We start from the raw sequence: 15375 nt of genomic DNA, 5'->3' as shown, positions 1-15375 counted from the left end.
GGAGCGTGATCGGGGTCGTCATGCGAGCCACCTGTGTCCTGTAGGGGGTAGGAAGGACGCCGGCGACGCTACCCGCGTATACCGCCTCCGGGCAGGGGCGAAGCTGTCATGAACCTGCACCGGCGCGCGCAGCAAGCGGCCAGATCCCCCCGAAGCGGGACCGGCGCCAACCACCCGCCAACTGCCGTTCTACCGCCGTTCCACCGGGCCTCCGGCGCGCCTCCACCAGGCCGCCGTGCCCCGCCGCTCCCCCGCCGCTCCCTCGCCGCCTCCCGCCGCTTCGGCGCGGGAGGGGTCCCGGACCCCCCGCGGTACAACGATTCCGACGCCCCGCCGGGCGCCGGCCGGACGACCGCCGGGGCCCGCGGCGAAAGCACGCAGGGGGAGGGGGAGGCGCACCCATGGCGGCATACCGGACGACCGGCGGCGCTGACGGCGCGCGCGACCCCCTGCTCGTCCCGGGGCAGCGGATCCACGACGGCCTGGTGGTGGACCGCAGGCTGGGCGAGGGCGCGTTCGCCGAGGTGTACCGCGTACGCCACCACGTGCTCGGCCGGCAGGCGCTCAAGCTCTTCAAGCACGGCGCCTCCCTCGGCGCCAACTTCTCCCGGCTCGACGAGGCGCGCATCCTCTCCACCCTCGGCCACCCCGGCATCATCCGGGTGTTCGACGCCGGCACGGTGGACACGGCGCAGGGCGTACGCGGCTACTTCACCATGGAGTACGTGGCCGGCGGCAGCCTGGAGGCGCTGGTCAGGAGCCACGGCGGCGTCGTCCCCGTGCCGCACGCCACCGCGGTGCTGCGGCAGGCCGCCGACGGCCTGGCCGTCGCGCACGAGCGGCCGCAGCCGGTGGTGCACCGCGACCTGACGCTGGCCAACGTGCTCGTCGCGTACGACGAGTCGGGGCTGCGGGTCAAGGTGAGCGACTTCGGGCTGGCACGGGAGACCGACCCGGTGACGCGGGCGGCGAGCGCGCAGGGCACGGTCGCGTACATGCCGCCCGAGGTCCTCATCCGCGGGCGCGGCTACTCGGCGGCGGGGGACGTGTGGGCGCTGGGCACGATCGTCTACTTCCTGCTCACGAACCGCTTCCCGTACGAGGCGGACGACCCGGGGCGGGCGTTCTCGCCGGAGCGGTTCGAGCGCCCGCTGCGGCCGCCGGGCGACTTCAACGACGAGGTGGACGCCGGGCTGGAGTGGCTCGTCGCGGACATGCTGCGCGTGGACCCGGCGGCACGCCCGCCGATGCGCGAGGTGGCGGAACGCGCCCTGGGCCCGGGCGAGTCGGCACCGCCGGCGCCGGCACCACCGCGCGCGTACCTGCCGCGTACGGACCTGCCGCGTACGAAGCCGCCCCCGGACCCGCCCCCCGATCCGCCGCCCGACGACCCGGTACGCACCGCCCTCGCGCTCTCCCGCGTCCCCGGCCGCCTGGCCGAGGCGGCCGACCTGCTCGAAGAAGCCCTCGACCGCCACCCAGGACTGCGGGAGCGCCACCTGACCCGGCTCACGACCTGGCGAAGAGGAGTCGTCCAATGAAGGAGTCCCCGGCCCGCTTCGCCGACCTGGCGGGGCTGCGGCTGTACCGCAGGAACATCTTCGCCGTCACCGGGCTGCCCGTGGACGCGCGGGGCCCCGCGGTGCGGCGGCACAGACAGCGCCTCGACGCCCGGCTCGCGGTCGAGAAGACCTGGGCGGGCGACAAGGACTCGCCGGTGTGGAACGGGTACCGCAAGGACGAGGTCCGGCTCGCGTTCGAGGAGTTCCAGGACCCCAGGCGCCGGCTCGTCGACGAGCTGACGTGGTACTGGCGGGACGCCGACCTGGGGTGCGCCTGCGCGCCCGGGACGCACGAGCGGCACGACGAGGCCGTACGCGCGCACCTCACGGCGATCGAGGCGGAGACCGGCCACGGCGACATGCCGGCGGCCCGGCGCGCCGGGTACTGGAGCGACGCCGCCGACGGCTGGGCGGTGCTGCTGAACTCCCCCGGCCTGCGCGGCCACATCGCGCACCGCATGACGGCCCTGGCCGACCCCCGGCTCGACGACCACGCACCCGACGACTTCCTGGCCGGCCTCCCCGGGCTGCTGCTCTCCCCGTTCGCCGAACTCGCCGGCGACCGGTCCGTACGCCCCCGGCTGGCGGAGGTCTGCGCCGACTGGACGGACCACCCGGTCTTCGCCGCGCCGCTCCCCGACGTCTTCGAGGACACCGTCGAGGACTCGGTCGACCGGCTCAAGGACGCGCTGCGGACCGCCGGGGAGCGGCACGAGGCGGGGCAGCACGCGGACGCCCTCGCGACGCTGGAGGAGCAGGTGCTGCCCGCGTACGCGGAGTTCGAGTCGCTGGAGCGGTTCGTCCCGGAGTCGCGGTCCGAGGAGATGGCGCACACGGTCACCGTGGCGCTGAACAACGTCGCGCTCGGGATCTGCGAGGCGGGCCTGCAGAAGCCGTTGCGGAGCAGGCTGATCGAGGCGATGGAGGCCGCGAGCAGGATCGCCCCGGCGCGCGACCAGGCGCAGATCGACGAGAACCTCAAGGCCGTGCGGACCGGGGCCGCCCCCGGGGCCGCCCAGCAGCTCAAGCCGAGCGAGTGCCTGGGGTGCGTCGTCCTGCTGGCGGCGATCGCCGGCGGGGTCGTCGCCGGTCTGACGGCGGGGGCCGCCTGGGCGACCGGGATCATCATCGGCGGGTTCGTGCTCGTCGGAATGTTCGCCTCATGAAGTCGTACGCCACCAGAGGAAGGGCTCCGATGACACAGCACGCCCGCCACCGGGCCAGGGGCCGCCTCGGCGCCGCGCTCGGACAGTGGCGCCAGCCGCCCGAGTTCCGCGTCCCGCCGCCGCTGCTCGACCCTGCCCAGGCGGCGTGGGTCGCGGACGTACTGGAGGAGGTGGAGGCGGCGGAGGCCCTGGCGGCAGCCGCGGCGGCGGCGCAGTCGGCGGACACCGCCGGGGCAGAGGGGCCGGCGGGGATCGGCACCGGCGGGACGGCCCGTACCGACGCGGCCGACGCGGAACCCCCCGGCTCCGGCGCCCTGGTGGGCGCCGCCACCGGCATCTGGCGCGCGCTGCGCAAGCTCGACCAGGGCCCCGCCTCGCTGTCGCCGGCCGACCTGCGGCAGATCCGGCTCCAGGTCCGTGCGAGCCGCCAGGCCCTCGCCGACGACGGGCTGGAGATCCAGGAGCACGACGGCGAGCCGTTCGACTCCGGCCTCTCCCTGGAGGCGCTGGTCTTCCAGGACGACGCGGAGCTGACCCGCGAAGTCGTGCTGGAGACCGTACGGCCGTCCGTCTACTTCCGCGGCCGGCGCATCCAGATGGGCCAGGTCATCGTCGGCAGGCCCCCGCAGTCCCCCGGCGCAGAGACGACCAAGGAGACCCCGGAGTGAGCGAGACCATCGACTACGGCATCGACCTCGGCACCACCAACAGCGCGATCGCGGTGGCGGAGGACGGCGGCGTGCGCATCCTGAAGAACAACGACCAATGGGACACCACCCCGTCGGCGGTGTGGATCCCCCGCAAGGACCTCGTCCACGTGGGCAGGCGCGCCAGGGAGCGGGCGGAGTCCGACCCGGGCGACGCGCACGCCGAGTTCAAGCTGGAGATGGGGGTGGCGGGGGCGGCGCGCCGGTTCGAGCGCGCGGGTCTCTCGCTCACCCCGGAGCAGCTCTCCGCCGAGGTGCTGAAGTCGCTGCGGCAGGACGCCGCCCAGCACTCCGGACACCAGCCGGAGGCCGCCGTGATCACCGTGCCCGCGGCCTTCGCCCTCAACCAGAACAACGCCACCTCCGAGGCCGCCGCCCTGGCCGGGCTCAGCGAGCACTGCCCGCTGGTGCAGGAGCCGACCGCCGCGGCCATCGCGTACGGCGTGCAGGACACCTCCGACTCCGCCCACTGGATGGTGTTCGACCTCGGCGGCGGCACGTTCGACGCCGCGGTGATGAGCAAGCGCGACGGCGAGCTGCAACTGATCCAGCACGCCGGCGATCCGTACCTGGGCGGGAAGCTCATCGACTGGGCCATCGTCGACGACCTGCTGGCGCCCGCCGTCCGGCGCGAGCTGGGCCTCGCGGACTTCACCCGCGGCAACCGCGCGTGGGCGGGGAACTTCGCCAAGCTCAAGGTGGAGGCCGAGGACGCGAAGATCGCGCTGTCCCGTACGGAGAAGGTCGAGCTGAACATCGACCTGCTGGACGCCGCGGGCGACCGGCAGTCCTTCGAGTACACGCTGACCCGCGGCGCCCTCGACGACCTCGCGCTGCCCTTCTACACCCGCGCGATCAAGCTCTGCCGGGACGCGCTGGCCGAGAGCGCGCTGCGCCCCGACCACATCGACCGGCTGCTGCTGGCCGGCGGCTCGACGCTGAGCCCGGGGCTGCGCGCGCTGCTCACCGACCCGGACACGGGCCTCGGCATCGCCGTGGACCACAGCCAGGACCCGACCACCGTGGTGGCCCGCGGCGCCGCGGCGTTCGCCCGTACCGTACGGCGGCCGCGGCAGGCGCGGGTCGCGGCGCCGGGCGAGTTCGCGGTCGAGCTGAACCACCCGACGCAGACCGTCGACACCGCGGACGTACCGGTGTCCGGCAAGGTGACCAGCGGCAGCCCCGTGGACTTCACCCGGTACGCCGTCGTGCTCAGCAACCCGGACGGAAAGCCCCCGTTCCGCGGGCCGCACACCGTGCTCTCCCCCGACGGCACCTTCTACACCGAGGTCACCCTCACGGCCGGCACCACCTCCCGCTTCACCGTCGAGCTGACCGACGCCGCCGCCACGCGGCAGCGCCTCGCCGGCGACAGCCTGTCGATCACCCACGCGAAGGTCGTCCCCGGCGAGGCCGTGCTGACGGGCACCCTCGGCATCGGCCGGGCGGACGGCTCGTTCGACCCGCTGCTCCGCAAGGGCACGACGCTGCCGGCCGAGGTGACGAAGATCTACCGGACCACGATCCCGCTGCACCGCTCGGAGCCGGACTCGGTGATCCGCATCCCGCTGCTGGAGGGCGAACGGCCGCGCGCCGAGCGCAACACCCGGGTGGGGCTGCTGGAGATCCGGCCCCGTGACGTCCGTATCGACCTGCCGGCGGAGAGCGAGGTCGAGGTGACGTTCGAGATCGAGGCGAGCAGCAGGGAGGCCCTGGTGACCGCCCATATCCCGCTGGTCCAGCAGCAGTTCGAGGCGACGATCAACCGCACCGAACTCGTCGCCCCCGACCAGCAGGAGCTGGCCGGCCGGCTGCGCCGCCTGGAGCAGCGCGTACGCAGCCTCAAGGACGACGCGGAGGCCGAGCACGCGGAGCAGGCGCGGGCCCGGCTGGAGAAGCTGGAGGAGCACCGGCCCCTCACCCAGCTCGGCAGGGAAGTGGACGCCGCGGGCGTCGACACCGGCGCGGCGGTGACCAGCGACCGCCGGATGCGCGACCTGGACGCCGAACTGGACGACATCGAGGCCGCCATCGAGATCCCCGGCCTCGAGCGCCGGCTGTGGGACCTCCTCGGCGCGTGCGAGGACATCATCACGCAGGTCGGCGGCACCCCGTCCGACCGCCGGGAGCTGGAGAACCTGCGGGGCCGCGCGAGCGCGCTGGGCGGGGACGCGACGCCGGCGGAGCTGCGGAAGCTGGTGAAGCGGGCGGAGGAGTTCCAGGTGGAGCTGCTGCGGCGGACCGACGAGTGGGACTTCGTGGTGTTCAACGCACTGGTGGAGATGCGCGACATGATGCACCCGCGCGGGCAGGCGGACGCGGCCATCCGCGACGGCAGGAGGGCGATGGCGGCGGGCGACCGGGGCGCGCTCGCGGGGGTGAACCAGCGGCTGCGGCGGCTGCTGCCGCCGGAGGTCGGCGACGGGATGGGGAGTAAGGAGGGCGGAGTCAGGTGAGCACGGACACGAGGCGGAACACGGGTACGGGCACGGCGCGGGGCTCCGGCGACCCGGCCGACGCACCACGGTCCGACCGCGCACCGGCAGGGGCGTCGGGCACGCTGCGGGCCGCGCTGCTGGTGGCGCGGGTCCGTACGGCGGCGCGGGCGGGCGACCTGGACGAGGCGCTGCGGCTGCTGCGCGCGGCGGAGACCAGGGACGCCCGCTCGATGGGCGAACGCCGGGAGGTCCTGGACCTGTTCGCCCGCGTGCACGCCCAGCGCGGCGAACTGGACGCGGCGGCCACGTACTGGCGCCGCCTCCAGCTCCTCCACCCCGACGACCCGGCCGCGACCGCCGGCCTCACCCGCATCGCCCGCCTCACCGCGGACGGCCCCAGGGCGTCCCTGGCCCGCCACCGGACGCGTACGGCGGTGGTGGCGGCGGTGTGCGCGATCGCGGTGGCGGCGACGGGGACGGTGGCGCTGACCGGGGACGAGGAGCCGGGCCGTACGGGGACGGAGGCGGCGGCGCCGACGGAGCGGCAGATCGAGGACCGCGTACGGCAGGAACTGGAGACGGCCCGGGAAAACGCCCGCGCCGAAGAGGCGGCGCGCCGCGGGGAGGCAGCCCGGGACCTGGCGGAAACCCTCCGCTCCCCGGGCATCCGTCCGCAGGTACGGGGCCGGTCCGTGGAGGTGGCTTTCGCGGAGGGCGTCTTCTCCGAAGGCGCGGAGCTGACGGCGGAGGGCGCGGCCCGCCTGGCGACCCTGGGCGGTCGACTCACCGGCCTGAAGGCCGGCATCACCGTCCACGGCCACGCAGCCACGGTCCCGGACGCCCCCCGCAGGGGCGGCTCGGTACTCGCGCTGTGGCGCGCCCTGATCGCGGCCCGCGAACTGAGCACGGCAAGCGGCAAGCCGCTGACGGCGTTCACGACGGCGAGCGCGGACCAGCGGAACGCCCCGTACGCCTCGGCCGCGAGGAACCGCACGGTGACGGTGGTGATCACCCCGCACCAGTGAACCCGCGCGATCCCGCCCTTCAGGGGAGATGCCCGGGCCTGGCCGGATCCACCTCGACCGAGACGATCCGGTCCGCCTCGACCCGGACGAGCACGAAGTAGTCCTTGCGGCAGCACCGGCACTCGGCATACCCCTCACCGGCGTGATCGCCCCCCGGCGGCCGCACCCGGGGACGCCGCAGGCCCCGCACACCCCAGTCGACGAGGTCGCCGACCGCGTACCGCCGCAGGTCGAGCAACCCGAACCCGAACTCGACCTCCGCGGCACACCACGCCCCGCACCGGGGGCAGTCCAGCTCGACGTCCAGGTAGTTGTACATCCCCATCGGGTACCTCCTGCTGCCACTCTGGAGGAACACCTTGTACGCCGGGCGCTCCCCTCAGCGATTCAGCGTGATTCCTGCGGCAGAACTCCCGCGTCCCGCAGCTCGGGGAGCTTCTCGAAGAGCGCGTCCATTCCCCCGCCGCGCAGCGCCTCGCGGTCGTCGGCGGAAAGCGGCTCCGAGACCTCGAACCACCCCGGGCCGGGCCCGATCCAGCCCTACGATGACTGCTGTCTCTTCAGTTGCCGGGAACCCCATCGATCCCTCCCCCCTTCATCTGCCGCAGCACGTTCGCGGTGAAGGTGCGCGCACGGTACCGCGGACCACGGCAGTTTCGCTTCGGACGACACCCTCCGGAGAGCAGCATGAAAAGTGCAAGTTTTCTGCGTGCGATGAGACAGACTTCCGTCGAATACCCCCGGGAACCACCTGCTGCAGAAGCAATCGACCAGAAGGTACGGGGGTTCCCGCCATGTCGGCGTTCAGCAAACACACAGACCTTCCGGAAACCAGAGCCCGCCAGTGGCTCACACTCGTGGGGCGCAAGAGAATACTGGTGATAGTCCACACTGTCGCCTACGCCAAGAGGCTGCTCGACGTACTGTCGCTCCTCGAGGCGGACTTCCGGATCCAGATCATCTTCACGGCCCCGCCACACGCCTTCGGGGACGAGGTGCCGCGCTTTCTGGAACGGCTGGGAATCGTGGCTCTGCCGTGGGAGGAGGTGACCAGGATGACATTCGATCTGGCGCTGGCAGCCGGGCCTCAACGCGTAGGCGAGGTTCGGGCTCCGCTTATCACCATCCCGCACGGGGCCAATTACCTCAAGCGGGTCTTAGGGGCGGCCGGCCCCAACGTGGCCGGCCTGCGCAAGGCAGACCTCAGGCCGGGTGGCGCGCCTCTGCCGGCTGCCGTCGTCGTCCCGCACCACGAGGATCTCCACGATCTGGCCGGCTCGTATCCCGAGGCGCTGGACGTGGCCCGCGTCGTCGGAGATCCCGCGCACGATCGGATCGTGGCGAGTCTGCCGCGGCGAGCCGAGTATCGCCGTGCCCTCGGCCTCACAGAGTCGCAGAAGCTGGTCGTGGTCACCTCGACATGGGGCCCCCGATCGTCTTTCGGACGGCTGGAGGCGCTGCTGCCGCGGCTGATCGGGGAACTGCCGTCCCACCACTTCCGATCCGCTGTGCTGGTGCACCCGAACGTGTGGTCGGGACATGGCGCATGGCAGGTCCAAGCCTGGCTGGCGCGGTGCTTTCAGGAGGGTATCGGGCTCGTTCCTCCGGTCGCCGACTGGCGTTCCGTCCTGATTTCTGCCGATTGGATCATCGGTGACCACGGGTCTGTCACTCTGTACGGGACCCTCACCGGGGCGCCGATCCTCTTGGCAAGCTCGCCCGAGCAGGAGATCAACCCGGCATCGCCGGCTGCGCGACTCGCCACAACAGCACCCGCTCTCTCCCCGACGCCTTCGCTCGTGGACCAACTCGCCTACGCGGCGGTCGAATACCGGCCGGAGGAGTACGCCGCCATCGCGGCACGCATCACGTCGGAGCCCGGGCGGTTCAACCGGAACATGCGCAGGGTGATGTACGAGGTACTCAACCTGGGCCAGCCGGCTCACGCACCGCTGACGCCGGTTCTGCCCCCTCCACCACCGCTGAGTTCCTGGACGACACGACGGGAACACTCCGCATGAGGGGGGTGGTACAGGTTCGGGTCGTCGATCTCGACGACCCGCCGCGGATGAGCCGGTACAGCGTCGATGAGCGGCTGGACGTGTGGCAACCGGCCCCCGAAGGGTCTGCATCGGTGCTGGGCGTGGTTCTGGGTCGGCAACTGGTGTGGGCTCACACGGGCAGCCCAGACGCGTTGCGGTCATCGCGGCAGTGCGGAATGCCGGACGAGCACTTCGCGGTTGACACCGATTCCGGTGAGAAGCGCCTCTGGCGCGACTGCGCGGACGTGTTGTACGGAATCCGGCCGCTGACGCTCGACGCAGCAGTGGAGAACCTCCGGTCCTTGACGGCCGACCATCCGGGCTGCCGGCTCGCGGCTGTACCGGTAGACAGCGGCGGGTGGGTGGTCGCCTGTGGGCCAGACCGCTTCCGGGTCATGGTGAAGTGCCCTGCCGGCCGCCCGGAACCGGACCGCACGAACTGGTCACTCCTGCCGTCATGTCTCCACGGCTGGCTGGCGACCGGACACTCCCTGCGCGAACTGCCACCCGTCAGGGCTACTCACGGAGGGTGCCCTGCGCCGGCGATTCTCCGGATGAGTGGAGATCGTCCAGACATGTCCGCACGCGCCTCGCGTCAAGTGGGCTGCGCACCTTGTGCAGCGCGTATGCCCGCGCGTAGAACGCATAGGCGGCGGTGACGTCGCCACGCGCACGAGAGCCCTCGCCGAGCATCTCCAGAGTTCTGGCCTGCCAATGCGACGAGCCGGACGCGGTGAAGACGGCGAGGGCCTCCGTAAGTTCTTCCACTCCCTTGTCGTATGCGCCTGTGCGTGCGTGAGCGTGCCCCAGAAAGGCAAGAGCACGTGCCGTGTCGTGTGTGTCTTCAACAGACACCATCACCTCATGGGCCTCGCGGAAGTGCTCGATCGCGGCGTCTGCTCCTCCCTCGGCGAGTGCGATCTCGCCGAGTACGATCCGTGCCAGCGCGGTGCCGCGTACATAGCCGCAGTCCTCCCAGAGAGCGATCGCCTGGTTCAGGTGCGATACGGCCTCGTCCCGTCTGCCGGCATGGTGATGGCAACCGCCGAGGCCGTGGAATGCCTGCCCTTCGTCCCGTACGTCTCCCGCCCTCCGCGCTGCTTCCGCCGAGGCGGAGTACCACCGGACTGCCTCTTCTGTACGTCCCGCAGCCGCAAGGCCGATGGCCCCGGAGTTGAGCATCTGGCGCTCGGCCGCGGCGTTCCCGCTGCGACGTGCGGCAGCGAGCCCGATCTCGTGCGCTTCGATCCATAGATCGTAATGACGCAGGTGCAGATACAGGGGCCACGACGCATCGACGAGTTGCCAGGCCGTCTCGTCCCATCCCTGGTCCACTGCCGTACGCAGCACGCCCATGAGGTCCGTTCTCCGGGTGTCCAGCCAGGCCAGAGCGTCGGCCTTGTCGGCGAACTGAAGGGGCAGCGAGGGAGGGAACGCGTAGTCTCTGGGCAAGGTGAACTGAGCCGGAGTGAGCAGCTCCTCGGCTGCCGTAGTGGTCATCAGGTACCAGTCGCACACCCGGCGCAGCGCCTCCTCCCGTACCTGCTCCGGCTCGTCCTGGATTGCGCGTTCCCTTGCGTGCAGTCGGACCAGATCGTGGAAACGGCAGGTGCCGGGCCCGACTTCCTCGATGAGGCTGACTTCTATCAACTCGTCCAGCATGCGGTCTGCCCAGTCCAAGGACCTCCCGCAGCAGGCGGCGACGATTCGGCCGTCGAAGGTACGAACGGGCAGCAGGCCGAGCCGCCGGTACGTTGCCGCGCCTTCGTCGGTCAGCTCCGCGTAGGACGCGTTCAGGGCGGTCTGCACTGCCGCCTCCCCCTCAACCTGCAGGGTGATGAGATCACTCGGTTTCCGGGCCAACGCTTCGGCCATGACGTGTACGGGCTGCCGGGGCCGCGACGCCAGTCGCGCCGATGCCAGGCGCACCGCCAGTGGGAGCCCCGCGCACAAATCGGCGAGGTCCCGTGCCGCCTGAGGTTCACGGGCCACCCGCTCGGTGCCGATCCCACGGGCGAGCAGTTCGAGGCCCGCATCTGCGTCGAGACCTCCGAGTCGGTGGAACCTCGCACCGTCGACGCCGAGGCCGGTAAGCATGTGACGGCTGGTCACGACGACGAGCCCGCCTGTTCCTCCTGGTATCAGCGGTCGTACCTGCGCCGCGGAGAACGCGTTGTCCAGCATGACTATCACGTGCCGGTGCGCGGTGACGGACCGCCAGAGGGAAGCGGCTTCGGTCAGTTCAACAGGAACGGTCCTGGTTCCGAGGGCACGGAGGAACTGCCCCAGCACTTCCTCCGGCGATGCCGGGTCGCCCGCGGAGTGCCCACGCAGGTCGGCGTAGAAATGGCCGTCAGGGAACTCCGGACCCAACTCCCCCAACCACTTCGTCACCAAGGCTGATTTGCCGATTCCACCCGGCCCGCTCACCACGATCAGTGCCTGCCGCGTGCCGTTCTCCGTGGCCAGCAGCCGCCCCAAGGCGGCCAAATCATCGCGCCGGCCGGTGAAATGGGCCGGCAGCGGCAACAACTGCCTCGGTGGCGGCTCGGGCTGCGCGGAGGGGTAGTGCATGTGGAGGCCACCGTGGATCGCACGCGCCTGCACTGTGGGTCCGTATAACCGGGCTTCACCGCCAATGGCGTTCACCTGACCCGACGGAACGGGCTCAGCTCGGTGTCTCTCCACCCAGCGCCACAGCCGTACCCCCCGGTCAGGGCGTGCGTCCGTCTCTTCGATCAACGCCTCTGCCAATGAAAGCAGCGCGGCGGGATCATCCTGCCGATCTCGGCCGCGCTGCCACGATTGGACAGCAGCACTGCCCTCCGTGGCTTCCACTTCCGCCAGCGCGATCCATGACCGCCAGGCATCGTCGGCAGTGTGCTGGTGCGTACTCGCACGCAGCAGCGCAGCCAGTAGTTCAGCGACCATGACCGCCCGCATAGCCCTCCCCGTATAGAGGCCAGTCACCGTTCGCGTTCTGGTGGCTCCCTACCCGAGGCTTCCGTAAAAAACGCCTGGTCACAGCCATAGTGGCTATTTCAAGCCATGCCCATACCGCCCCTGGCCACCTCACCTGCCGCGTGCCACGCTAACTCATACATGCGGCCCCAGCGGGAGGATGCTGGTGGTGGAATTCCATATCTTAGGCCCGGTAGAACTCCTGATCGGCGAACGACGTGTCGAGCTCGGCTCCGACAAAGAGCGCTGCCTTCTCGCAGCTCTGGCACTGGACGTCGGCCGGCCGATCTCCCTCGACACCCTCGCCGACCGTATCTGGGACGGTGATCCTCCGGTACGGGCCCGGAAGAACACGCACACCTATATCTCGCGGATCCGGCGCCATCTTCGCCTGGCCGATACCGATCCTCCGCCGCAGATCACTCGCCGGGCCCACACCTATGCCCTCGAGGTCGATCCCGAACTCGTCGACTGGCAGAGGTTCAAGTCCCTGACCACGGAGGCCGGCGTCGCCTCCGACCGCGGTGACGACGCGCGATCGGCTCTACTCCTCGCCCGGGCGGCCGCGTTATGGAAAGGGGAGCCATTGGCGGGCCTCCCGGGCACGTGGGCGGCGCGAGTGCGAAGCACGCTGATCGAGAAGGGCCTCGCCGCCACGGTCTCCCGCATCACAGCCGAACTCCGCCTCGGACGGTACGCGGATCTGGTCGGCGAACTGGGCGAGTTGGTGGATCAGCATCCGGCCGACGAGACCCTGGCCGGACAACTCATGCTCGCCTACTACGGAAGCGGCAGATACCCGGACGCACTCCGCGCCTACCACCGCATACGCAGACTGCTGAGCGATGAGTTCGGATCGAGTCCCGGAACCGAACTCGACCGTCTTCACCAGAACATTCTCGACCGGCTCCCGGCCGCCGAACTACTCCACGACGCCGCTCCTGGACATGATCTCCACGAGCCCGGTCAAGAGCGTGAAACGGCCCTGGCGTCGGGCCCGACGCCGCCCAGGAACCTGCCCCGGCAGACGCCGCTCGTCGGCCGCACCGAGGAGATGCGGGCCCTGCACACGGCGATTGCCGTCGCCGCAGAGGACGGGTCCGTCGTAGCCCTGGAAGCGATCTCCGGAATGGCCGGCGTCGGGAAGACAGCGCTCGCGCTTCACGCTGGTCACCAACTTGCCGAGCACTTCCCCGACGGGCAGCTCTACCTGGATCTGCGCGCGCATTCCGGACCGCCGGAGCCAGTGAGCCCGGAGTCGGCACTCGCCACACTCCTGCGGCTCCTGGGCATACCCGCAGGAAGCCTTCCTGTCGGCCTTGAAGAGCGAGTCGCCCTATGGCGAACGATGCTCACGAAACGCCGGACCCTCATCGTGTTGGACGACGTCTCCGACCCCGACCAAGTCAGGCCGCTGCTGCCGGGGGTGTCCCCCTCCCTGGTCATCGTTACCAGTCGCCGCCATCTGACCGGCCTGCCACACGCGCGGCATGTGCTGCTCGACGTGCTGCCGCCGGATGACGCGGTCGAGCTCTTCCGCAAGTTCGCGGGCACGGACCGTACTCGGGACATCGAAACGGTCGCCCGAATCGTTCGATACTGCGGCCACCTGCCGCTCGCCATCGAACTCGTCGCGAACCGGCTTGCGACCCGCCCTTCCTGGACGCCTGCAACGCTGAGCGAACGGCTCACGCGCGCCACCAGCCGGCTCCGCGAGATACGAGACGGCTACCGCGAGATCGCACGCGCATTCGAGCTGTCCTATCAGACACTCACGGTGGCGCAGCAGCGCGCCTTCCGGCACCTGAGCCTCCACCCCGGCCCGGATCTCACGCTGGACGCGGGCGCAGCACTGCTGGGACTGCCGACAGACGACACCGAGCGCCTGATCGACTCCCTGATCGGCTGCCACCTGTTGAGAGAGCCGACTCCCGGGCGCTTCGCATTCCACGATCTGCTCCGCGAGTTCGCCCGCGTCCTCACGCTCTCCGAGGACGATCGGCAGACGCTTGACAAGGCGCTGCGCCGCCTGACGTCCTTCTCCTTGACCCAGGCCCGGCACGCGGACAAAATCGCCCACCCGCGACGACTTCGACCGCCCGCAGCAGACCGCGACGACGTGCCGGAACACTGGACTGCCCTGCCCGGCGGTATCGACGCCACAGCCTGGTTCAGCACTGAGCGCGTGAACCTCCTCGCCGTGGAGGAGTACGCACGTACGCACGGAGCCCCGGACGAAGCAGCCCAACTCGCCGACGCCCTCGCCGGGTTCCTGAGTGAAGGCTGCCACTGGGCAGACGCGGAGATCGTGCACCGCAACGCGGTCGAGCACCTGAGAACGACCGGTGACCACCGTGCCCTGTGCCAGGAATTGCTGTCCCTCAGCGGGACCCACGCGAGCACGGGAAAGTACCCACAGGCCGCGGAAGCGGGCGAGGAGGCCCTGCGGGTGGCGCGCGCCGAAGGCGATGCAATGAGAGAGGGACAAGCCCTGCGCGAGCTGGGGGTCCTCCGGTGGCACCAGGGTGAGCACCACATGGCCGTCGCGCTCAACACCGCCGCGTTACGGATAGCGAACAAATCCGGAAATATGTGGGACAGGGCGAGAGGCCTAAATAACATCGCCATTGCGCTGCTCTCACTTGGAGAGTACAAGAGCGCACGCGATCACTTCGAGCAAGCCCTCTCCGGATTCAAGGCTGCCGGAGACACCTGGGGGATCGTCAGGACGCTGAATAACATCGGTGATTTGCACAAGCATAGTGGCGAGATCGAATTGGCGAGAAGAACCCTGGAGACGTCGCTTTCACTCGCCGAATCCGGCGAGAATACTTACGTGCGTGCCACGGTGCTCACCAATTTAGCCGATATCCTCGTAGAATCAGGGGAGATCGATCAATCTTTGACCATGTACGCCCAGGCTGTGCAAGATTTTCGATCGCTTGGTGATCGAAAATCGCTTGCAAATGCTCTCAATGGCCTCGGAGACGCACATCGAAGGGCCGGATTCTGCGAGGAAGCGGCTCATCAGCATCAAAGTTCCTTAGAACTGGCGCGCGGCATCGGCGCTACCCATGAGGAGGCACATGCCCTGCGCGGGCTGGGGTCCTCAGAGCTCGCCGCCGGACGCGTGGGGGACGCCGCCGACCATCTCCGGGAGGCGGCCAGCACCGCCCGGCGTAGCGACGACCGGGAGGAAGAGGCCCGGGCCCTATCGGCACTTGCCGATGCGCACGCTGCAGAGGGTACGAACGGGGAGGCTCGCAACGAGCTCGAACAGGCCATCGAGCTCATGCGCGACCTCGACCCGCGCGAGGCAGAGCGGATGGGTCAGAGGCTGAGGGAACTCAGGCGCCGCTGACGGCTCAATCCTTGCACATGCACATATCTCTCACAGTCATCCAACCGCGCGAGGATCGAACCGGCGGCCGGATTCGCGCTCCGAACCCACGTGCTGTAGGGTCACCCCCTCAA

At 70.4% G+C, this 15375-nt stretch carries 9 protein-coding genes; 7 read left to right on the top strand and 2 right to left on the bottom strand.

Translation table 11 applies throughout. The features are described 5' to 3' along the window. Positions 1 to 401: 401 nt before the first annotated feature. Genes LG396_RS21910 through LG396_RS21890 form a run of 5 tightly spaced genes read left to right on the top strand, consistent with a single transcriptional unit; the run spans position 402 to position 6898 of the window. Positions 402 to 1541: a serine/threonine-protein kinase gene (locus LG396_RS21910; RefSeq protein ID WP_225796068.1), complete on the top strand. Its 1140-nt coding sequence runs from the start codon at positions 402 to 404 to the stop codon at positions 1539 to 1541. Beyond that, positions 1538 to 2728: a hypothetical protein gene (locus LG396_RS21905; RefSeq protein WP_225796067.1), complete on the top strand. Its 1191-nt coding sequence runs from the start codon at positions 1538 to 1540 to the stop codon at positions 2726 to 2728. Before LG396_RS21910 ends, LG396_RS21905 begins: the two co-directional genes overlap by 4 nt. A 29-nt stretch (positions 2729 to 2757) precedes the next feature. Further along, the gene (locus LG396_RS21900; RefSeq protein WP_225796066.1) at positions 2758 to 3396 is read left to right on the top strand and encodes a hypothetical protein; all 639 of its coding nucleotides are present in this window, start codon (positions 2758 to 2760) and stop codon (positions 3394 to 3396) included. Next, positions 3393 to 5891, top strand: a complete 2499-nt coding sequence (locus LG396_RS21895) for an Hsp70 family protein (protein WP_225796065.1) — start codon at positions 3393 to 3395, stop codon at positions 5889 to 5891. The genes LG396_RS21900 and LG396_RS21895 overlap by 4 nt, the downstream gene beginning before the upstream one ends. Next, positions 5888 to 6898 carry a hypothetical protein gene (locus LG396_RS21890; protein WP_225796064.1) on the top strand — a complete coding sequence of 337 codons (1011 nt, stop codon included), beginning with the start codon at positions 5888 to 5890 and terminating at the stop codon, positions 6896 to 6898. The genes LG396_RS21895 and LG396_RS21890 overlap by 4 nt, the downstream gene beginning before the upstream one ends. Positions 6899 to 6917: 19 nt before the next feature. Here LG396_RS21890 and LG396_RS21885 read toward each other — a convergent pair whose 3' ends face one another. Further along, the gene (locus tag LG396_RS21885) at positions 6918 to 7223 is read right to left on the bottom strand and encodes a hypothetical protein (protein WP_037743888.1); all 306 of its coding nucleotides are present in this window, start codon (positions 7221 to 7223) and stop codon (positions 6918 to 6920) included. A 469-nt stretch (positions 7224 to 7692) separates the two neighbouring features. Between LG396_RS21885 and LG396_RS21880 the strand changes: the two genes are divergently transcribed. Next, a complete protein-coding gene (locus LG396_RS21880; protein ID WP_225796063.1) occupies positions 7693 to 8919 on the top strand; it encodes a hypothetical protein in 1227 nt (408 codons plus the stop codon). A gap of 537 nt (positions 8920 to 9456) precedes the next feature. Here LG396_RS21880 and LG396_RS21875 read toward each other — a convergent pair. Further along, entirely contained in the window at positions 9457 to 11547 is a 2091-nt protein-coding gene (locus LG396_RS21875) for a tetratricopeptide repeat protein (RefSeq protein WP_372483548.1), read from the bottom strand. A 514-nt stretch (positions 11548 to 12061) separates the two neighbouring features. Between LG396_RS21875 and LG396_RS21870 the strand changes: the two genes are divergently transcribed. After that, positions 12062 to 15262 (top strand): AfsR/SARP family transcriptional regulator, encoded by a 3201-nt coding sequence (locus tag LG396_RS21870; protein ID WP_225796061.1) that lies wholly within the window; start codon positions 12062 to 12064, stop codon positions 15260 to 15262. Positions 15263 to 15375: the final 113 nt, after the last annotated feature.

Source organism: Streptomyces aculeolatus (assembly GCF_020400605.1).
GTDB classification, from domain to species: Bacteria; Actinomycetota; Actinomycetes; order Streptomycetales; family Streptomycetaceae; genus Streptomyces; species Streptomyces aculeolatus.
This window is presented reverse-complemented; position numbering and strand designations above follow the sequence as displayed.